General features: G+C 40.0%; 15 protein-coding genes and 2 pseudogenes. 11 read left to right on the top strand and 6 right to left on the bottom strand.

Features of this window, described 5'->3' with window-relative positions:
- Positions 1-127: 127 nt before the first annotated feature.
- The 3 genes and pseudogenes from CV014_RS15270 to CV014_RS15260 form a co-directional block, all read left to right on the top strand.
- Positions 128-2,793, top strand: a pseudogene (locus CV014_RS15270) (ATP-binding protein); the annotation flags it as partial.
- Positions 2,794-2,874: 81 nt separating this feature from the next.
- On the top strand, positions 2,875-4,503 hold the full coding sequence (locus CV014_RS30645) for a hypothetical protein (RefSeq protein ID WP_442946916.1): 1,629 nt from the start codon (positions 2,875-2,877) through the stop codon (positions 4,501-4,503).
- Positions 4,504-4,514: 11 nt separating this feature from the next.
- Positions 4,515-5,984 (top strand): GAF domain-containing sensor histidine kinase, encoded by a 1,470-nt coding sequence (locus CV014_RS15260; RefSeq protein ID WP_329608393.1) that lies wholly within the window; start codon positions 4,515-4,517, stop codon positions 5,982-5,984.
- Positions 5,985-6,005: 21 nt separating this feature from the next.
- On the opposite strand, the gene CV014_RS15255 is transcribed toward CV014_RS15260, so the two are convergent.
- Together CV014_RS15255 and CV014_RS15250 are read right to left on the bottom strand one after the other, a co-directional pair.
- Complete coding sequence (locus CV014_RS15255; RefSeq protein ID WP_236142810.1) at positions 6,006-6,437, bottom strand: NUDIX hydrolase; 432 nt, start codon at positions 6,435-6,437, stop codon at positions 6,006-6,008.
- 544 nt (positions 6,438-6,981) lie between these two features.
- Positions 6,982-8,199: a TetR family transcriptional regulator gene (locus tag CV014_RS15250; protein ID WP_236142809.1), complete on the bottom strand. Its 1,218-nt coding sequence runs from the start codon at positions 8,197-8,199 to the stop codon at positions 6,982-6,984.
- 273 nt (positions 8,200-8,472) lie between these two features.
- On the opposite strand from CV014_RS15250, the gene CV014_RS15245 reads away from it, so the two are divergent.
- Positions 8,473-9,330, top strand: a complete 858-nt coding sequence (locus tag CV014_RS15245) for an acyl-CoA desaturase (protein ID WP_236142808.1) — start codon at positions 8,473-8,475, stop codon at positions 9,328-9,330.
- Here CV014_RS15245 and CV014_RS30415 read toward each other — a convergent pair.
- Positions 9,321-9,827, bottom strand: coding sequence for a methylated-DNA--[protein]-cysteine S-methyltransferase (locus CV014_RS30415; protein WP_236142807.1), 507 nt, complete (start codon positions 9,825-9,827; stop codon positions 9,321-9,323). The two genes, CV014_RS15245 and CV014_RS30415, sit on opposite strands and share 10 nt — an antisense overlap.
- Before the next feature lie 122 nt (positions 9,828-9,949).
- Here CV014_RS30415 and CV014_RS15235 point away from each other — a divergent pair, with 122 nt between their 5' ends.
- The 4 genes from CV014_RS15235 (at position 9,950) to CV014_RS15220 (ending at position 13,713) form a co-directional block, all read left to right on the top strand.
- Entirely contained in the window at positions 9,950-10,651 is a 702-nt protein-coding gene (locus CV014_RS15235; RefSeq protein WP_236142806.1) for a serine/threonine protein kinase, read from the top strand.
- A gap of 45 nt (positions 10,652-10,696) precedes the next feature.
- Positions 10,697-11,260, top strand: coding sequence for a Uma2 family endonuclease (locus CV014_RS15230; RefSeq protein WP_236142805.1), 564 nt, complete (start codon positions 10,697-10,699; stop codon positions 11,258-11,260).
- A 217-nt stretch (positions 11,261-11,477) separates the two neighbouring features.
- A complete protein-coding gene (locus CV014_RS15225) occupies positions 11,478-12,395 on the top strand; it encodes a ribonuclease D (RefSeq protein WP_236142804.1) in 918 nt (305 codons plus the stop codon).
- A gap of 478 nt (positions 12,396-12,873) precedes the next feature.
- Positions 12,874-13,713 (top strand): tetratricopeptide repeat protein, encoded by an 840-nt coding sequence (locus tag CV014_RS15220; protein ID WP_236142803.1) that lies wholly within the window; start codon positions 12,874-12,876, stop codon positions 13,711-13,713.
- Between the two features lie 330 nt (positions 13,714-14,043).
- On the opposite strand, the gene CV014_RS15215 is transcribed toward CV014_RS15220, so the two are convergent.
- Positions 14,044-14,670, bottom strand: coding sequence for a hypothetical protein (locus CV014_RS15215; protein WP_236142802.1), 627 nt, complete (start codon positions 14,668-14,670; stop codon positions 14,044-14,046).
- 61 nt (positions 14,671-14,731) lie between these two features.
- Positions 14,732-15,220 carry a hypothetical protein gene (locus tag CV014_RS15210; protein ID WP_236142801.1) on the bottom strand — a complete coding sequence of 163 codons (489 nt, stop codon included), beginning with the start codon at positions 15,218-15,220 and terminating at the stop codon, positions 14,732-14,734.
- Positions 15,221-15,429: 209 nt separating this feature from the next.
- On the opposite strand from CV014_RS15210, the pseudogene CV014_RS15205 reads away from it, so the two are divergent.
- Both CV014_RS15205 and CV014_RS15200 read left to right on the top strand, forming a co-directional pair.
- A pseudogene (locus tag CV014_RS15205) lies at positions 15,430-16,001 on the top strand (DUF2808 domain-containing protein).
- Positions 16,002-16,157: 156 nt separating this feature from the next.
- Complete coding sequence (locus CV014_RS15200; protein WP_236142800.1) at positions 16,158-16,964, top strand: M15 family metallopeptidase; 807 nt, start codon at positions 16,158-16,160, stop codon at positions 16,962-16,964.
- A gap of 70 nt (positions 16,965-17,034) precedes the next feature.
- Here the strand turns inward: CV014_RS15200 and mrdA are convergent, their stop codons facing one another.
- Positions 17,035-18,852: a penicillin-binding protein 2 gene (gene mrdA / locus CV014_RS15195; protein WP_236142799.1), complete on the bottom strand. Its 1,818-nt coding sequence runs from the start codon at positions 18,850-18,852 to the stop codon at positions 17,035-17,037.
- 332 nt (positions 18,853-19,184) lie between these two features.
- Between mrdA and CV014_RS15190 the strand changes: the two genes are divergently transcribed.
- The gene (locus tag CV014_RS15190; RefSeq protein WP_236142798.1) at positions 19,185-20,318 is read left to right on the top strand and encodes an ABC transporter ATP-binding protein; all 1,134 of its coding nucleotides are present in this window, start codon (positions 19,185-19,187) and stop codon (positions 20,316-20,318) included.
- The last annotated feature ends 55 nt before the right edge of the window (positions 20,319-20,373 follow it).

Raw genomic sequence — 20,373 nt, 5'->3', positions numbered from 1 at the left:
AGCGTTAACAGTCAACAGTCAAAAAAACTGCTTTGTAAAGTTTTGTATAGATGCAATGTAGCGATCGCCTGCTAATTTGGAATGTAGACGGGGAAAACTAACTCCAGATTAGTAAGAGATAGTCATTATGGTCAGGATATTTGAGACTCAGCTCCCTGGTTATATTATCAAAGACGAAATTTACTCAGGTACACGCACAGTAGTTTACCGAGGAATGCGGGAGCAAGACCAAAAACCTGTGGTGATTAAGTTAATGCGTGTAGAATACCCTAGTTTTCACGAACTCTTACAATTTCGCAACCAGTATGTGATTGCGAAGAATCTCGCTTTAACTGGTATCATTCAACCCTATTGCTTAGAAACTTACCATAACGGCTATGCTCTGGTCATGGAAGATTTTGGCGGGATATCCCTCAAAGAATGGGGAATAGAACAAAGCAATACCCAATTAATCGCCAATTTTTTACCAGTGGCAATTCAGATTGCAGATATCATCCATAAACTACATAATAGTATTGACGACGGGTCAAACCTGTGTGTGATTCATAAAGATATTAAGCCCGCCAATATTTTAATTAATCCACAAACTAAACAAGTAAAACTCATAGATTTTAGTATTGCTTCTCTACTACCGAGAGAAATACAAGAGATTCAAAGTATTCATGTTTTAGAAGGAACTATCGCCTATTTATCGCCAGAACAAACTGGACGCATGAATCGAGGTATTGATTATCGCACTGACTTTTATTCCTTGGGGGTAACTTTCTATGAAATGTTAACTGGAAAATTACCTTTCCATTCTGATGATCCCATTGAATTAGTTCACGCCCATCTAGCAAAATTAGCCACCCCGCCGCATCAAATCAACCCTCATATCCCAGTAGTAATTTCCCAAATTATTACCAAACTCATGGCGAAAAATGCCGAGGAACGATATCAAAGCGCGCTGGGTTTAAAATATGATTTAGAAATTTGTTGGCAGCAATTTACAACTATAGGAGAAATCCCGGAATTTCCCATAGGTAAAAGAGATATTTGTCACCGCTTTATTATTCCCGAAAAGCTCTATGGAAGAGACAGGGAGGTACAAATATTACTTGACGCTTTTGCGAGAGTTGCTCACGGTAAATCAGAATTGATGTTAGTTGCCGGATTTTCTGGTATCGGTAAAACCGCAGTTGTCAATGAAGTTCATAAACCAATAGTCAAACAGCGTGGTTACTTTATCAAAGGCAAGTTTGATCAGTTTAATCGCAATATTCCTTTTTCTGCATTTGTGCAAGCATTTCGTAATTTGATGGGGCAATTATTAACAGAACCAGATGCCATAATTCAAAAATGGCAAGATAAAATCCTAGCAGCATTAGGAGAAAGTGGTCAGTTAATCATTGAGGTGATTCCTGAATTAGAATTGATTATTGGTGAGCAAAAAGCAGTACCAGAGTTGTCAGGTAGTGCGGCTCAAAATAGATTTAATTTATTATTGCAAAAATTTATTCAAGTTTTCACTAGGCCAGAACATCCCCTAGTGATATTTTTAGATGACTTACAATGGGCTGATTCTGCATCCCTACAACTGATAAATTTATTAATCAGTAATATCAATAATGGTTATTTGTTATTAATTGGTGCCTATAGAGATAATGAAGTCACACCAGCTCATCCGTTGATGTTAACTTTAGCTAAAATTCAGGAAGTAACTCCCAGAATTCACACAATTACCTTGAATAATCTCAGCTATTTAAAACTCAATCAACTAGTAGCTGATACATTAGGTTGTGCTGAAGATTCTTCCTGGTCTTTGTCACAATTAGTCTATCAAAAAACTCAAGGTAATCCTTTTTTTACCACCCAATTCCTCAAAGCACTACACCAAGATGGATTGATTGAATTTAACTCATTTGAGGATGTTGGCAATGTGATATTAGCCAAATAAATCAGCAAGCATTGACAGATGATGTGGTAGAGTTTATGGGCATACAATTGCGAAAGCTACCACCATCAACTCAACAAGTCCTCAAATTAGCGGCTTGCATTGGTAATCATTTTGATTTGCAAGTCCTTGCTATTGTTTCGGAACAGTCAGTCATAGAAACTGCTGCTTGTCTATGGAATGCCTTGCAAGAAGGCTTAATTTTACCCCGAAATGATATTTATAAATTTTATGTTGGGGATGTTAATCAACTAGTTACTCACGAAACTTCTGAGATTGTTACATATAAATTTCTCCATGATAGAGTGCAGCAAGCAGCCTATGCTTTAATCCCGGAATCGCAAAAGCAGTTGACTCATTTGAAAATTGGACAGTTACTCTTAGAAAATACATCTCCAGAAGCACTAGAAGCCAGCATTTTTGAGATCGTCGGTCAGCTAAATCAGGGTATTAAGATCATTAACCGACAAGCAGAAAAATATAAGTTAGCCCAGTTAAATTTAATAGCAGGGAGGAAAGCTAAAGCTGCGACTGCTTACACTTCTGCTGTCAAATACTTAAGTTATGGTGTGGAATTATTAGCCGCAAATAGTTGGGATACTCACTATCAACTTACCTTTGGTTTACATCGAGAATTAGCTGAGTGTGAATATTTAACTGGTAATTTAAACCAGGCAGAAAAGTTATTTGATTTAGCCCTAAATCATACTCAAGATAAGTTTGATCAAGCAGATATTTATGCGGTGCAAATGTATCTGAAAATGACTCAGGGGGAAAATATCCAAGCGGCTTGTGAAGCGGGATTGCAAGGTTTGATGGTGATGGGGATGCAATTACCTGCCACCATTGGAGAACAAGAATCTGCGATTAAAATTGAACTAGAAAAATTAAATACTCAACTAGCCCAGATTCATCCAGCCAATTTATTTAATTTACCTGAGATGACAGACCCAGTTAATAAGGTTTGTATCAGTCTTTTAGCTGATCTTTGGGCGGCTACTTATATGGCGGGGCATCAAAATCTAGCTGTTCTTAGTTCTCTATTAATGATTAATTTATCATTAAAATATGGCAATGCTCCTGCCTCTGGTTTTGCTTACTGTCTTTATGGTATGAGTTTAGCCAATCAAGGAGATTATGCAACTGCTTATGAATTTGGAGAACTAGGTTTAAAACTAGATCGTCATTTTAATAGCACTAAGTTTATACACAAAACCAATAATATCTTTGCACATACAATTAACCCCTATAATCGGCACTTGCGAACAAATTTAGTGGTATCTGAGCAAGCATATCAAAACAGCCGAGAAGCAGGGGATGTGGTGTTTGGTGTCTGGGCGGTTTCGTTTTTAATTTGGGCGATGTTAATTAAAGGCGATCGCCTCGCGGATGTTTACGCTGAAACTGAGAAGTATCTGAGTTATGTGCAGCAAGTAAACGATGTAAATATGCTGTATGCTTTTACATTACAGCGACAGTTTCTCTTAAATCTGCAAGATTCTACTCAAAAGACTGACTTATTAAGCGATCGCCACGAACAGGAAGTACCATACATAGATATTTGGCGACAAAAACAGAATTTTGAACACGGAATTAACTGGTACTGTTTTCTGAAACTCCAACTTGCATACCTTTATGGACATTATGCGGATGGCGTTGCAGCTGCATTAGAAGCGCAGAAAACCCTACCTGCTAACGCGGGGTTTTTCCCAATTATTCAATACCATTTCTACTATCCCCTCTGTTTAGCAGGACTATGTGAAACAGCAACACCAGAAGAACAACAGGAATATTGGGTAATTTTACAGCAACAGCAGCAAATTATCAAAAAATGGGCGGATAACTGCCCAGAAAACTTTCAACATCGATATTTGTTGCTGTCTGCGGAAATGCTCAAAATTTCTGGTAGAGGAATTGAGGCTATAGATTTATACGATCGCGCCATTAATGAAGCGAAAACTAACGCATACATTCAAGAAGAGGCGATCGCTAATGAACTGGCTGCCAAGTTTTACTTAGAATGGGGCAAGGAGAAAGTAGCCGCAGGCTATATGCAGGAAGCTTACTACTGCTATGCTCGTTGGGGAGCTTTAAGCAAGGTAAATGATCTAGAGAAACGCTATCCCCAACTGTTACAACCAATTTTGCAGCAACGACAACTCAACCTCAACCCACTAGAAACCATTGCTGATTTCAGTTTGAGTCGCACTTCTTCATCTACCCGTAATTCCAATAGTAGCAACAACAATCTGGCTCATGCTCTCGACTTTACTTCTATTCTCAAGGCGGCTCAAGCCATCTCCAGTTCCATCGAATTGGATCAACTCCTCATTAGTTTGACTCGAATTATTTTAGAAAACTCTGGTGCTAAGAAAACTGCGTTAATTTTGCCTCAAGAAAATACTTGGCAAGTCAGAGCAATTACTTATTCGGGGAGTGATGTAGAAACTATTTTAGATACACAACCAGTAGATACTTGTGCAGATATCCCCAAACAACTGATTTATTATGTCAAAAATACCCAAGAAACAGTAGTAATTGACAATCTACGCACCGATATTCCTGGGTGATAGGTGAATATATGCACTTTGTCCATCCCAAGAGTGTACTATGTATGCCAATTCTCAACCAAGGGAATTTAGTGGGGATTTTGTACCTAGAAAATCAACTAACTCAAGGGGTATTTACCAGCGATCGCTTAGTTGTGTTAAATTTCCTTTGTAGCCAAGCTGCCATTTCTCTAGAAAATGCCCGACTCCACGCACTCGAACGGGAGAAATCTGAGCATCTAGAACAATCTCAAAGAAGATTACAACTGATCATTCAAGAAACATCTATCGTTATTATTGAGTGGAATACTGATTTTGAATTTCAAGCTTGGAATCCCGCCGCAGAAAGAGTATTTGGTTATCAAGCAGCAGAAATTCTCGGTAAGAGTTTAAGGTGCATTATTCCTGAAGAGTATCATGTCTATGTTGATGATGTGAAAGATAAAATTTTAGCTCAACGTGGGGGAAGTCACGCAATTAATGAAAACTTGACTAAGGATGGCCGACGGATTATTTGTGAGTGGTTTAATGCGCCGATGGTTAACTCTGAGGGTGAGGTGTGTGGTGGTGTTTCGATGGGGGTAGATATCACTGATCGTCAACAAGCCGAAGCCGCTTTACAGCAAAAATCCCAAGAACTAGAACAAGCTTTGCAAAACCTCCAACAAGCACAATTACAAATTATTCAAAGCGAAAAGATGTCAGCTTTAGGTAATCTGGTAGCTGGTGTAGCTCACGAAATTAATAATCCTGTAGGATTTATTAAAGGTAATATTCAACCTGCTTATGAAGGGGTACGAGATTTATTTGCTCTGCTGAAACTTTACGAAGATAAATTTCCCGATCCTGGTGAAGAAATTGAGTTAGAAAGAGAGAACATTGATTTAGAATATCTCCGCGAAGACTTACCAAAATTAATTTGTTCGATGCAAGAAGGTGTGCAACGCATCCGCGAAATTAGTAATAGCTTACGCATTTTCTCACGCGCTGATTCTGATAATAAAGTGCCTTTTAATATTCATGATGGTTTAGATAGTACACTTTTGATTCTTAAACATCGACTCAAAGCTAACGAAAATCGCCCTGCAATTACAGTGGTAAAAAATTATGGTCAATTACCTCAAATAGATTGTTTCCCTGGACAATTAAATCAGGTATTTATGAATTTATTAGCCAACGCTATCGATGCTCTAGAAGAGTCAAATATGGGACGGAGTTTTGCTGAGATCAAAGCTCATCCCAATGTGATTACAATCACTACTAAAATGAGTGATGATCAAAAGCAAGCAATCATGAGTATTCAAGATAATGGTTTAGGCATAAGTCCAGAATTACAAGAGAAGATTTTTGACCATCTTTATACTACGAAAATCGTTGGTAAAGGTACAGGCTTGGGATTAGCGATCGCCCGTCAAATCGTTATAGAGAAACATCAGGGAACTATAGAAGTGAATTCTGCACCAAACCAAGGAGCAGAATTTATCATTACATTACCAAAATAAAGATAAATCAGCCAATTATTGCTAGGAAACACAAGCTCGCTTTTTAGTCTGGATGATTCCTTTTAATATACGTTTAAGAGCAGCTTTTTTCATAAGTTTCATAGCTTGTTTTACATCTAGCCAGCGTCGATATCTTTTTTTAGCTTCGGGATAATTACTACTGACAATCTCAACCGGCAATAAATACATTTTGACACGGTAGACCTTGCCTCGTTTGCGATATTTATAAGTACCTAATTTATTAGACTCGACTTGACCAATTACCCCTGCTTCTTCCCATGCTTCTTTAGCAGCTGAAGCTGGTGGGGTCATACCGTTGACAATTCCTCCTTTTGGCATTCCCCAACGTTGGCGATCGCTTGTTGAAATCAGGAGTATTTCTACTCTGCCATTTCTGATACGATAGGGAATGACACCAGACTGCTTGAAGATTTTGCTAACTTTTCGGCTCATAGGAATGCTCTTTGTGTGTGATTGTTTTTGTTGATGCTGTTGACTCCAAAATACGGAGATGCAATACCGGATGAATTTTAGTGAAGATATGTTTTATCTTATTAAAACTGATCCATACCATAAACAGATGTGAATTTTCTGACTAAAAATAGGCAAAAAATTCAGCCAGCATCAATTTGAAGTAAGTTTCTTCCTTGAATCATTGATGAAACTACTACATAAAGACAGACCTTAAAAGAGCGATCGTCTATAGCGAAGTAATAAACAATACTTAATAGCTGAGTAATGAGTGCTGTTAGCGGTAGCGCGGCGTTTAGCCGGTGCTGAGTAATAAGTAATAAGTAATGAGTAAAAGTCCAAGAGATAAAAATATTTATATTTTTGACTCTATGAGAAGCATTGCGGCTATGAGACGCGTGAGACTTTGAAAAAAAATGTGTCCTTGTTTCAATCTTCTATTTTGAACTAGGAGGTTATACTCATCACTCATTACTTCTTACTCAGCACTCATTACTCAGCACTCAGCACTACTAAATTTTCCCTTTCAACCAGGCTTCTGATCTAATTTAGTGGCTTGTTCTAAAGCAGCTTTTTCTCTGGCTCGATGAGCGTAGGATTGTAATTGAGTTTGATCGCAACCTGTCAAAATACTCAAATTTTCTAAACTCATTCCCCGCATGAGCATTTCTACGCGCCAAGTGTGTTGTGCTTGGGTGATGGTTGGTGGTTTTCCTTGGGGTGTTAACAAAGTTTGAGTCCATGTTTCCCAATGCTTCCACACATCAGATTCAGTAATAGCTGTACCTGCTGTATTCAGAAACATTGCTGTTTGGCTATCTTTACGAGTTTTCAAATATTTAGTCACAGGATTGTCGGTGTAAGAACCGTAGCGTTTACCTAAAATCCATTGATTTACAGGTACTTGTCTGACATAACCAGGGGTAGTGATTTGCAAAAAATGACCATTAGCATCATAAATTTGATGGTTACGCTGCAAATTGACGATTTCTGTGGATGACAAGCCAGCAGCAAATAATAAGTAAGCGATCGCGTAATCTTGCAAGCCTGATTTTTTAGCCTGTTGTAAAATTGTATGAACTAAAACCGCCGGTAAATCGGCTATTTCTTCAGTTTTCCCAGTTGTTAATAAGCTATTGGCATTTGACGACATCGCACCATGCAAAAATAACTCTACTAAATTTTCCAGAAAATCATCCCGACTTTCCCATAGTTCATGAAATTCGCTGGTGAACTCTATCACTGCGTATCCCAAAATCATCCCATTGAGAAAACTAGCTAATTTTTCTGCTTGTAGATAGGTGTGTAAATCTCCGTGTTGAATCACAGTAGCTAAGTATTGGGCGACATAACGATTAGCCTCTGTTAATCCTCGTCCCAAAGCACGGCGATTTTCCGCCGGAAATTGATCAGCTTCTCCAACCACAGACCGCACTAACTCTGGTATTCTTTCCAATGCTTGTAAAGTGTCACTTGCATAATCTTTTAAGGCTTGGTAAACATCACCTGGAGGCGTAGCCCGTCTGACTAGGGATTCGCCTAAATTCTTAAAAGATGCCGATTCCTCTAATACAGCTAACAATAATCCATGTTTATGCCCAAAATTCCGAAATAGCGTCACTTCGTTCACTGCTGCCTTTTCTGCTATTTGGCGGGTGGTAGTAGCACTAACTCCTTGAGCCGTAAATAACTCCAAGGCCGCTTGAATTAAACGTTGTCGGGTAGAAACAGGTTGAGATGTCATAGAAAAAATGTAAGTGGCACTTGCACAAACAAAACATAACTGTTAGCATGGCAAATGTAAGTGATACTTGCTCTAGTCTACTGTAAAAAAAGCAGGGGTCAAAGCAGGAATCAGGGAAGTCAATCACTCATTTATGAGCTTTTGTGATCAAAATTAGCCAATGTATCACCATTTCCCCTCTGATACCTGTACTCCTTCCCCTGCCTCTCAATGGCTAAGTCATGCACTAGATATCAGAGCAAATCTTCACATGAACCATCGACAGGAATTTTTATGACTGCAAAACATCTTGCGATCGCCACTGAGGGAGAAACACCATTACGTCTCAGGTGGATAAATGTGGCATTTTTTGGGATTATTCATGCCTTAGCTTTATTAGCACCTTGGTTTTTCTCTTGGTCGGCTTTGGGTGTGCTGTTATTTCTGCACTGGTTGTTTGGCAGCATTGGGATCTGTCTCGGATATCATCGCTTACTTAGCCATAAGAGTTTTCAAGTACCCAAGTGGTTAGAATATGCGATCGCTTTCATCGGTGCATTAGCTTTACAAGGGGGGCCGATTTTCTGGGTGGGAGGACACCGCCAACATCACGCCCACACAGAAGACATACAATTAGATCCTTACTCTGCCAAACGTGGCTTTTGGTGGAGTCATATGTTGTGGATTTTCTACCCTCGTGAAGAATTTTTTGCAGATGAAAAGTATCAAAAAAGCGCGCCTGATTTAGCCAGACAACCTTTTTATCGTTGGTTAGACCGTTATTTTCTACTGTTGCAAATTCCTCTAGGGTTGTTGCTTTACGCCTTGGGTGGATGGTCTTTTGTGATCTACGGAATGTTTGTCAGAGCCGTATTATTGTGGCATTGTACTTGGTTTGTCAACTCTGCAACCCATATGTGGGGTTATCGTACCTTTGATGCTGATGATAATGCTCGTAATCTCTGGTGGGTTTCTATTGTTACCTATGGCGAAGGCTGGCACAACAACCATCATACCTATCCCCATGTCGCCAAAGCTGGTTTTCAGTGGTGGGAAATTGATGTCACTTGGTGGAGTATTAAGCTTTTACAAACTCTAGGTTTAGCGAAGAAAGTTATATTACCCCCATCGCCAACCACGACTCAAGGATAATTTATAAACTTTTCATGATTCAGCAACCAACGCTTGCGTTCTAATCCCCCTGCGTATCCTGTGAGTTGATTGTTTGTACCAATGACGCGATGACAGGGAAGGACGATCGCAATTGGATTGAGTGAATTAGCCAAGCCGACAGCACGATAAGCCGTCGGCTTGTTGATTTTGGCTGCTAGTCCACCGTAAGAAATGGTAGTTCCCCACGGAATAGTTTGCAGTGCAAGCCACACTTGCTTTTGAAATGGAGTTCCACCAGTATCTACAGGCAGATTTTTGCAGCTGGTGCGATCGCCTTTAAAATAAGCCGCAACTTGATCACTAAATCCCTGGGGATTTTTCACATTCTGGAACGAAAATTGACCATAACGCTTCTGAAGCAGTTTCAACATTCTTGGCTCATAATCAGCAAAATCAAGAGCGCAAAGTTTTTTACCATCAGAGACAATTAAAATTGTCCCGATTTCTGAACTTATTTTGTCAATGAGTAATTTCACAGTATTAGCTTGATTGTAAGAATACTAGTATAGATATTAACTGTAAATCTCCTCTGGTAAGGATATGAAATATACTGGTTAATGCCAACAACTTCATTTACTTGGTCACAGCCGCAACCAGTATGAATGAGCATATACATCGACTGATTGAAATTATTCATCAAGATTTACTACCAGAGTTTCAAGTCGAAAGTGTGAATCCTCACGATCCTGTGGAAATTCGCTATCTCCCCCATCCTTGGCAACTAATTGGTAGAGGTAACTATGCGGCTGTAGTTAATCATCCAGAATATCACGATGTAGTAGTTAAAATTTATGCACCAGGAAGGCCAGGATTTGCAGAAGAAGTAGAAGTGTATCGTCGTCTTGGTTCTCATTCAGCCTTTTCCGAATGTCTATATGCTCAAGATGGCTGTTTAGTCCTCAAACGCCTATATGGTGTGACTTTATATGACTGTATCCAGCGCGGTTTACGTATTCCTAAACAGGTAATTGAAGATATTGATCAGGCTCTAGATTATGCTCGTCAGCGTGGACTTTATCCCCACGATGTCCACGGACGGAATGTGATGATGTACGAAGGTAAAGGTTTAGTAGTCGATATTTCTGATTTTCTGCATGAAGAGAAATGTTCTAAATGGGATAATCTCAAGCGAGCCTATTACTGGCTATATCGTCCTATTCTGTCACCACTCCGGCTGAAGATTCCTTACTTTTTATTGAATTTTGTACGTAAAACCTATCGCTGCTTTACTAACTTAAAAGAAAAAAACCAAAAATCAGTTCCTCAAAGTTCTTCTACTTCAATGACTACTCGCAGTTAAAACTTTGTTAAACTCGAAGCACAAAGTTTGTAGTGACAAAAAATCATGACTGTCGCCAAACCCTCATCCCTCACTTTAGATGAGTTTCTCCAACTACCACAAACAAAGCCGGCGAGTGAGTATATAGACGGTGAAATTATTCAAAAGCCAATGCCTAAAACTCGGCACTCACGACTACAAGCTAAGTTAATTACGGGAGTAAATGAGGTTACAGAAGCAAAGCAAATTGCCTATGCTTTCCCAGAATTGCGTTGTTCTTTTGCAGGTCGTTCCATTGTTCCTGATGTGGTAATTTTGCGTTGGGAACACATTAATTTTGATGAGGATGGAGAACCTGTAGATGATATGTTGATTGCTCCTGATTGGACAATTGAAATTCTTTCACCAGAGCAAAGTCCTAACAGAGTTACAGATAAAATTCTGCATTGTCTCAAACATGGTTGTCAACTAGGATGGCTAATTGATCCAAGCGATCGCTCCATTTTAATCTTTCAGCCACAACAACAACCAGAAATCAGACGAGGCACAGACGAATTAATAGTATTACCTGGAATTGAACTGCAATTAACAGCAGCACAAGTCTTTGGTTGGTTAAAAATGGGAAGCTAGTTTGAGGAAGGCGAAAAAAGGCAAAAGGTAAAAGGCAAAAGGTAAAAGAAAGAAATATTTGAGTGAAAGCTAGTAGCTAGGGAGGCGATGCCCAAGCTCAAAACAAGTATTTTCCCCTACACCCCTATACCCTCACACCCCCACTTTAGGGTTAATAATATGCAAATCAAATGCTAATTTGGGAAACTATGACCCAAATTTAAGGAAATGTTAACTAATGCCATACTTGAGTGATGCCAGTGCAATTCATTCTTTAGTGACTGAATATACCCAAGCTCCGACTCTGTGGATAGATACGGAAGTAGCAGAATATAAAAGTCGTCATCCTAAATTATCGCTGATTCAAGTGTTAGATAATCCTGACGATATGAGTGGCGATCGCGTTTACCTTTTAGATGTTTTAAATCAACCTGATATAGTCGCTGATTTTATAGCTAGAGTGATGTTAAATCCGGCTATTGAAAAGGTGTTTCATAACGCTAGTTATGACCTGAAATTTTTAGGCAGTAAGCAGGCTAAAAATATCACCTGTACTTTAGAATTAGCTAAAACAATTCCTTACTATCTTTTACCATTACCTAATTATCAATTGCAAACTTTAGCAACGGAATTATGTAATTTTAACTATGTTGATAAACAGGCACAAAGTAGCGATTGGGGAATCAGACCTCTCAGTGATGAACAAATAGAATATGCTTACCTAGACTGTATTTATCTTGCTCAAATCCATCAACGTTTGTTAAAATTGCAGTTAATCAGCAACCCAGAACCAACATCAGAAGATTTAACAGTTTTGACTAGAAAATATACTCAAATCTTTGAACAGTGGAAATTGTTAAACTCTGAATATGAGCATCTACAAGAGCGATTGAAAAAAGCTATGCAGGCTCAAAATGTAGCAGAAACTGACTTGTACAAACTAACTAGTTATGAACGCAAAGTAGTAAAGGTGCAGTTTACAGAACTATCTAGACTAGTACAAAATCAAAATATTAGTTTAGATTTTCCGGTTACTCTGACTCAAAAGATGCAAAAAGATTTAGGGGAAAATCTGGAACAGTTATCTGTGGATATCGAAGTTAGTCAATCTGCACGTTTAACCCCTAAAAAAGATGGTGAAAATGAAGAATCATAGGCATAATTTTTAGTTTTTTGGTGCATCCATCAGCTAGGTAATTGAATATATGCAAATAAAAGTATAATAAATAACAACGGAATTTATTTGATAAAATTCCCGATTGTGCAAACAGACTACTGTTAATTAAACCTAGAGGGAAGGAGGTAAGCGCGTCTATTGGCTAGGTACATCTCAAAATAATTAGGGTTGATGTTTGGTGAATCTTCAACATCGAATTTGACCCTACTACAAGGCAGTATAAGGGACTTTCCACTAAGAAAATCTCTAATCACAAAGGGTAGCAGAGGGGAAAGAAAGATTATAATCAACATCTTTGCTCTTACTCATTGAATAATTTAATTTTTGGAAGTCCCTAAGTAAAGCAACTATTTAAAACAGGTGAAGAGCTTAAAAAAATATTTTCATTTTTGCCTTTTACCTTTTTACTTTTGCCTTTTTGTACTTATCCAGTTGTAATGACGATTGAGAGCAACTTATGAAACTGCGGTTATTGGAGCAAAGGCAGGTGAAGTTAACTAAAATATTTACTATCGGTGTATTGACCGCACTGAGTGCAATTACCATAGTTTCTTGTAGTAACAACAAAGATGTTTTGGTGACAGAAATAGGTGTGAATACTCCTAGCCGTCGCTCTGCAAAAAACTCTCAAGCCGGATTAGCTTATCTGGAAGGACAAAAGCAGCACGCCCAAGGTAATTTACAAGCTGCGATCGCTGCCTATAATAAAGCTCTGAGCCTAGATTCGGAATATGGTGCAGCCTATCGAGGTAGAGGGTTAACCTATTTTGACTTAGGCGACAAACAAAAAGCGATCGCAGATTACAATGAAGCCATCCGCCTTTCTCCTAACGATGCCGAAGCCTTCAACAGTCGAGGAAACGCCCGCGCCTCTCTAGGTGATCAAGCTGGTGCAATCTCCGACTACAACGAAGCTATTCGCCTCTCACCCAATTATGCCGAAGCCTACAACAATCGGGGCAACGCGCTTTCTGTACAGGGAGACAAAAACGGCTCAATACAAGACTTTAACCAAGCCATTCGCCTCAACCCCAGATACGCCATTGCTTACAATAACCGAGGTAATGCCCGTGCTGCCCAAGGTGACACCCAGGGGGCAATCAGCGATTACAATCAAGCGATTCGCATCAATCCTAACTTCGGCCCCGCCTACAACAACCGAGGAAATGCTCGTGCTGCCCAAGGTGAAAAACAAGCAGCCCTAGAAGACTTGCAAAAAGCCGCCGCCATCTTTCAAAGACAGAATAATAATGATTTATATCAGCAAGTGATGAACAATATTAATGAATTGAAGTGATTGGGGATTGGGGATTGGGGACTGGGAAGAAAAAATATAAGACTTATTTGTAATTATTAGCTTCATTTTTGAACTATAAAATTGACTTTTAATTAAAGCTTTTCATCCGAAAATTTAAAATTTAAACTCTTGATACTCCTACTGCTCCTGCTTCCCCTGCTTACCAAAGCGATTGTATATTTTTTTAGTTTGAAGTCCCTTAATTGGGGATGTTAAGTAAGTCGGTACAATAAAACAAAACTATGTGAAGAAAAGTAAATAAGGCTCAAACTCTTTCTCCCCCTGCTCCCTGCCCCCTGCCCTATTCCAACAATAATTATTTACGCCGACCTACTTAATTTCTGTGGTGGTGAAATATACCTCAGTTTTACCACCTAAAAAATCTCGGCGATCGCTGCCGGCATTCACGATAATATGAGATGAATTAATTTCCGGTAGTGGCTGATTTAAAGAAATCTCAATATTATTATTGATGACTATCTTTTGAGGAGATAGTTTTTCTAACTTTTGGATAGTGTGAACACCAACATCACCATTCCGATAACACAGTCTACTAAAAGCTAATCCCTTCGCCTGTGGGGGAACTTCTACTAAATAGAAATGATCAGAAGAAAGCCATTCTTGCCAACTTTTATCGCCACCCCAACCTAAGTAATAAATCGATGATTGAGGAAACTTTAACCAAACTTGAGGGGAGAGAGATTGCGGGAAGATAACTACAGGAATGGTTCTATTTGATTGCAAAGCCAGTTTTCTAAACAATGTCCCGCCACGATACTTTACCCCATTCGCCTCATATTTATCAGTGGCGATCGCTGTCAGAGATTTAGTATTAGCGCAAATCTTCACACGCTTGGCATCTTTAACTTGCCATGAATTAATTTGCCAAAAAACAAGAAAACCAATCGATATTACACACACTACTACCAGTATCTGCACGAATCGATTAGTTTTCATAAATAATTACCAGCTAGAACGCTTTGAAAAAGTTACAAGTTTTCTTTTACCTTTTGCCTTTTCAAGAGTTCTGCCAGCAACGCACCAGCAGTGTACCACCGGCTACTAATTTAATTACCTCTAGGAAGAAATAACTACCGTGGAGTAGATTCATTTGGGTGGGAATTGTGGACACTGTGTCAAATAAGTTGAGATGAACCCCAACGGCGCACATTTGCGGTGTTAAGAGATAGGTATTTAAAAACGCGATCGCCAACAGTGTTACTGCTAAAAACAAACAGTTAGTATGCCACTGATAGTGAGTTTTTCTCCAGGCTAAAACACCAGTTAAAACGACAGCCGCAAATAATAATTCTAGGCGATTGAACATCCAAAAAATCATGTAGCCTACTGTCGTAAAACTATCTTGGTTCATCATGCCAGAGAAGTAAAGACTAGGCATAACTACCCAATCTAACACTAGGCTAGCACTTAGCCAAAAGCCAAGAGCAAACAAGACAGCAGTTTGCCAACTTGACCGTCTGAATTCAATGGTAGAAATAGTATTCATAAGAATAATTGCCTGTGTTGTATCTTTAGTTTCTAACTTTTATGCTGACTCTGACAACACATATCAATTAACTTTAACAAACTCTGAAAGCTTTCATTAACATATAGTTATAGTTGCAATGTATTAATAACAAATATTAATTTTTGACGGGAGTTTTTAACAAATGATGAGGGTATAATCTGAATCTAGTTGGTTATATCGATAAAGTCATGCGCCTGGCAGTTTTACTTGGTACAGCGATCGCCACTACAGTATTTATCGGAGGGTATAGTCAAACTCAAGCTGTGCAGTTGCAAGACGGACGGTCTATTTTGTGCAACCGCCCCGTCTAGTAGAAGCCGCAACTACCTATAATGAAGTTTATGTTTGGGGTGCGACTTATTATTTCACCGTCAGCGTACCAGAAAATGCCAGTGAACCTTTACAAAAAATTACGATTAATCAGCGTGAGGGAGTGGATAATATTCGTTTTGATTTAGACAGTACCATTGCCTTTGAGGGTACACGCTCACAAAGAGGTGAGAAAATTGGCTTAAAAGATGTTACTAGCGATCTCAAAACCAGAACAGTCTCCCTAACCTTTGATCCTCCAGTGTCCCCAGGAAAGACCGTTACCATCGGCTTAAAACCCTGGCAAAATCCCACATCTGCTGGTGTTTATTTATTTGGTGTCACAGCTTTCCCCCAAGGAGAGAAAACCCACAGTCAATTTTTAGGGTTTGGCAGATTACACTTTTACAACCATAGAAGCAATTATTTTCCGTTTCCCTATGGCTGGTAACAGAAGTATGGTTTAAAACTTAACTGGGAAACTGTATTGTGTTACTTACGTCCCAAAGTAAATTAAGAGAAGAAAAACCACACCCAGTCCCCAATCCCAACTGCCAAACTAGTTTAAAATCTATTATGTTTCGTAAACCACCACAGGAGTTGACCTTTGAATAAAGCTGGATATTCTGGAAAACCCAAAAACTCATTAGGCGAACCCAGTGACGACATTCCAGCAGCTTTACGCGATACTCCTGATGTCGCGCCTCAGTCAAAGTTGCAACCCTGGGTGCTACTGCTAGGAGGAGTAACACTATTTTTCCTACTGGCTATTGTTAGCGGTTTTTTATTCGCACTCAACACACCGAAAAAAACCTCAGAATCTCAACCATCACCAACTAATTCCCTTCCTACACCCACTGCGACTAATTCCCCAAATAATGTTGATAGCGTATTGGGACATTTAGCATACCCAGAAGCACCTGAATCAGAATTAGTCCCCATCTCCGCCGATGGCAGAATTAGGCTGAGAAACAACGCGGCGGCTAGATATCAAGCGATGGTACAAGCAGCACGCAGTTCAGGTGTGATTTTAGTACCTATTTCCGGTTTTCGTTCAGTTAAAGAACAAGAACAGTTATTTTTTACCGTTGGCGCGCAACGCAATCAAACCCCAGCACAAAGAGCTGCACTCAGTGCGCCTCCAGGTCACAGTGAACACCACACTGGTTATGCTGTTGATATTGGAGATGGCGCAGCACCAGCCACAAATCTCCTAGCTACCTTTGAAAATACCAGAGCTTCTCAATGGTTGCAAGCTAATGCTGCCCGTTATGGCTTTGAGATGTCATTTCCGCAAAACAACCCCCAAGGGGTGAGTTATGAACCTTGGCACTGGCGTTTTGTAGGCGATCGCGATAGCTTAGAGACATTCTATAAAGCCAGAAACATCAAACCAGCAAAAACATCTCCATAAACGTCAGAATTAAACGCAGATGGACGCAGATAATTTTTTAGACTAATGACTAATGACTAATGACTATTGACTATTGACTAATCACAGGCTTTTGATACTTACTTGGATACTTGCGGTGGAAATAGTCCTGCATGATTTCTAAGATCATCGGCGCAGCAACGCTACCACCGCCACCGCCAGAATGTTCAGCAAAGGCGACAATTAAGATTTCCGGTTTATCAGCAGGAGCATAAGCACCAAACCAAGCATGATTTTGCTTGACACCCCGCTTCCATGCTTCGGCTGTACCACTTTTTCCAGCGACTGGGGGAACGGTGGTTTTATTCAAAGCTTTTCCTGTACCATCGGAGACTACCTTACGCAGTCCATCACGCAAAATTTTGATGGTAGAGGGCTTCATGTGGACATCTTCTCGCCAACTTTTGGCTTCTTCATTATCTTTCAGCAAATGTGGTTGGACGCGATAACCCCCATTAGCTGGAACAGCAAACATTACAGCCACTTGCAAAGGTGTAGTTAATAAAGCACCTTGACCAATTGACATATTAATGCTGTCGCCGACAGTCCAAGGCATTTTCCATGTTTTCTGCTTCCATTCCTCATCCGGGACTAGACCTCTTGATTCTTCTGAAACAAATTCAAAGCCTGTTTTTTGACCAAAACCGTATTTACGAGTCCATTTAATTAAAGTGGGGCCGCCGACTCCCTTACCAATTTGATAAAAGAAAGTATCACTACTCCACTGCATTGCTCCCACGAAGCCCAAGGGGCCAAAACCTGCATGATTCCACTCACCAAATGTGGTTCCACCAACAGTTAAAGAACCATAGGTTTGCAGCACTGTACTGGGAGAAAATTTCCCTGACTCTAACCCTGCGGTTGTAGTCACAATCTTAAAGGTACTGGCGGGAGGAAAGGCACGTAGGGCGCGATTCAATAGAGGATGTTCTTCTCCTTGGACAAATTCCCAGTCTTTTTGGGTCAGTTTTTGTTTAGAGAAAATATTGGGATCAAAGGTGGGATGAGACACCATTGCTAAGACTGCCCCATTTTTGGGATCAAGTGCCACAATTGAGCCATTACGAGTACCCAAGGCTTTCTCAGCGGCCAATTGCATATCTAAATCTATTGTCAGGCGAATATCATTACCCGGTTTAGCTTGTTTTTCTCCTAACACCCGTAACGGTCGCCCAGCTCCGTCAACTTCTACCTGCTGACCGCCCCATTCACCCCTAAGTACGGATTCATAGGCTTTCTCGATGCCCATTTGGCCAATGACATCTCCTAGACGGTAGCCGTCTTTTTTCTTTTCTTGGAGTTGTTCAGCCGTTAATTCCCGTGTATAACCTAAGACATGGGCTAATTCTCGACCGTGGGGATAATAGCGCACTGCTTCTGTGTGAATTTCCACATTTTGCAGTTCGTTTTCATACTCTTTAATAGCTGTGATTTGGGCTTCATTGAGATCCCGCGCAATCCGAATTAATGAAGATGAATTTGCCCCAGCATCTTGGAGTTTCTTTTCAATTTCATCTTGGGGAATATCTAAAATTTTAGACAGCCGTGGCCCGACTACAGCCCATGAGGGTTTCGTGTGTGCCATTGGCCACAAATAAATTGAACGGGGATAGCGTGTACTAGCTAGTAGCTTGCCATTACGGTCAAAAATATTACCTCTTTCTGGCTGCTTGGGGATCATCCGAATGCGATTAGATTCGGCTCGTTTGCGGTGGGATGCACCTTCGACAATTTGCAAGTATGCTAAACGTACACCAATCCCGGTCGTCATTAATAAGGTGAAGATAATCAAAACTATAGATTGGTAATTCCGTCCAACTGTGCGCGTATTTTTTTTACCTCCCAGGGGAGTTGGTTGGAATATAGCCATAGGAAATGTATATGGATGAACTAATTGATTGGGAAGAGGAATATCGTTATTTCCTCAGTTTACCAACTAAGAGTTAAGCTAACGCTCATTGTTGGGATTGAAAACTGAAAATAACTGTTGTATGACACTCACTCCAGCAATAGGGATGGGTATCCTTGATTTAGAGTTCCCCAAAGCGGCTACTTAATGTTGAGTGTGTAACAATTGGGAACATTCTTTTTGGCACAGTGGTTTTCGGCGGATACAATAAACCAAAGTGTGATGTTTTTTCGGCTTAATAGACTACATTAATTAGCAAAATTACTGAGAATTGCGGCATTCTACTCAAAACTATGGCTCAAACTGTGACCCAGCACCCAAAAGGAATTTTGGCTTTTCAGCCCCTTGACGTTGAACTACGTAGTGTGTTCAAGTTTTACAACCAAGAACCGGCAGTACATGGAATCGATTTGGACATTAGACAGGGAGAGTTTTTTAGTATTTTAGGGCCTTCTGGTTGTGGTAAAACCACTACACTACGTATGATTGCTGGGTTTGAACGGGTGGATGCGGGTAAGTTATTGATTCAAGGTCAAATAATGACTGATGTCCCGCCTTATCGTCGTCCCGTGAATACAGTGTTTCAAAGCTATGCGTTGTTTAATCATTTAAATGTGTGGAATAACATTGCTTTTGGTTTACGCCTGAAAAAAGAGAAGCTGCGTAAAGCCGAAATTGAGAGCCGCGTCAACGAAGCATTAAAACTAGTGAAAATGGAAAGTTTGCGATCGCGCTTTCCCAATCAACTTTCTGGTGGTCAACAGCAGAGAGTAGCATTAGCCAGGGCTCTAGTCAATCGCCCGGCTGTGGTGCTACTGGATGAACCGTTAGGGGCGTTAGATTTAAAACTGCGGAAAGAAATGCAGTTTGAGTTATCGAATTTACACAAAGACCTGGGTTTAACATTTATTATGGTGACGCACGACCAGGAAGAGGCGTTATCATTGAGCGATCGCATCGCGGTGATGAATCAAGGTAAAATCGAGCAAATCGGTACACCCAGCGAAATTTACGAACGTCCTAAAACATCCTTCGTAGCAGATTTTATTGGCGACACGAATTTATTTAGTGGTGAAATTACCGCCGTCGAAGCATCAACTGTCACAGTCGTCACCAAAACTGGACTGACAGTTGTCGTAAATCGCACTGAAGACACACCCACAGATTTATTGAACACTGTAGTTGTGAGCGTGCGTCCAGAAAAAATTCAACTTTCCTTATATCAACCAACTCTAGCCCATAACTGTTTTGAAGGTAGGCTAGTCAACATTATGTATTTAGGGACTCACGTTAATTATGTTGTGGAATTAATTAACGGCATTAAAATCAACGTTTTACAGCCCAATACCTTTGGTAGTTTACCAGACCGTGACACCCCCATTTACGCTTGGTGGGCAGAAGATGATTGTTTGGTAATTAGTCATTAGTCATTAGTCATTAGTCATTAGTCATTAGCTAGTAGTGAATTGAGAAAATGGCAAC

Origin of the sequence: Nostoc sp. CMAA1605, assembly GCF_021596505.1 — a bacterium.
GTDB lineage: Bacteria > Cyanobacteriota > Cyanobacteriia > Cyanobacteriales > Nostocaceae > Trichormus.
This window is presented reverse-complemented; position numbering and strand designations above follow the sequence as displayed.

Coding starts and splice junctions, on each gene's coding strand:
- CV014_RS15190 (WP_236142798.1), top strand. CDS start 19,185: ATGGCTCAAACTGTGACCCAGCACCCAAAAGGAATTTTGGCTTTTCAG.
- CV014_RS15250 (WP_236142809.1), bottom strand. CDS start 8,199: ATGACATCTCAACCTGTTTCTACCCGACAACGTTTAATTCAAGCGGCC.
- CV014_RS15220 (WP_236142803.1), top strand. CDS start 12,874: ATGAAACTGCGGTTATTGGAGCAAAGGCAGGTGAAGTTAACTAAAATA.
- CV014_RS15210 (WP_236142801.1), bottom strand. CDS start 15,220: ATGAATACTATTTCTACCATTGAATTCAGACGGTCAAGTTGGCAAACT.
- CV014_RS15225 (WP_236142804.1), top strand. CDS start 11,478: ATGCCATACTTGAGTGATGCCAGTGCAATTCATTCTTTAGTGACTGAA.
- mrdA (WP_236142799.1), bottom strand. CDS start 18,852: ATGGCTATATTCCAACCAACTCCCCTGGGAGGTAAAAAAAATACGCGC.
- CV014_RS15235 (WP_236142806.1), top strand. CDS start 9,950: ATGAATGAGCATATACATCGACTGATTGAAATTATTCATCAAGATTTA.
- CV014_RS15255 (WP_236142810.1), bottom strand. CDS start 6,437: ATGAGCCGAAAAGTTAGCAAAATCTTCAAGCAGTCTGGTGTCATTCCC.
- CV014_RS30645 (WP_442946916.1), top strand. CDS start 2,875: ATGACAGACCCAGTTAATAAGGTTTGTATCAGTCTTTTAGCTGATCTT.
- CV014_RS15245 (WP_236142808.1), top strand. CDS start 8,473: ATGACTGCAAAACATCTTGCGATCGCCACTGAGGGAGAAACACCATTA.
- CV014_RS15215 (WP_236142802.1), bottom strand. CDS start 14,670: ATGAAAACTAATCGATTCGTGCAGATACTGGTAGTAGTGTGTGTAATA.
- CV014_RS15260 (WP_329608393.1), top strand. CDS start 4,515: ATGCACTTTGTCCATCCCAAGAGTGTACTATGTATGCCAATTCTCAAC.
- CV014_RS15230 (WP_236142805.1), top strand. CDS start 10,697: ATGACTGTCGCCAAACCCTCATCCCTCACTTTAGATGAGTTTCTCCAA.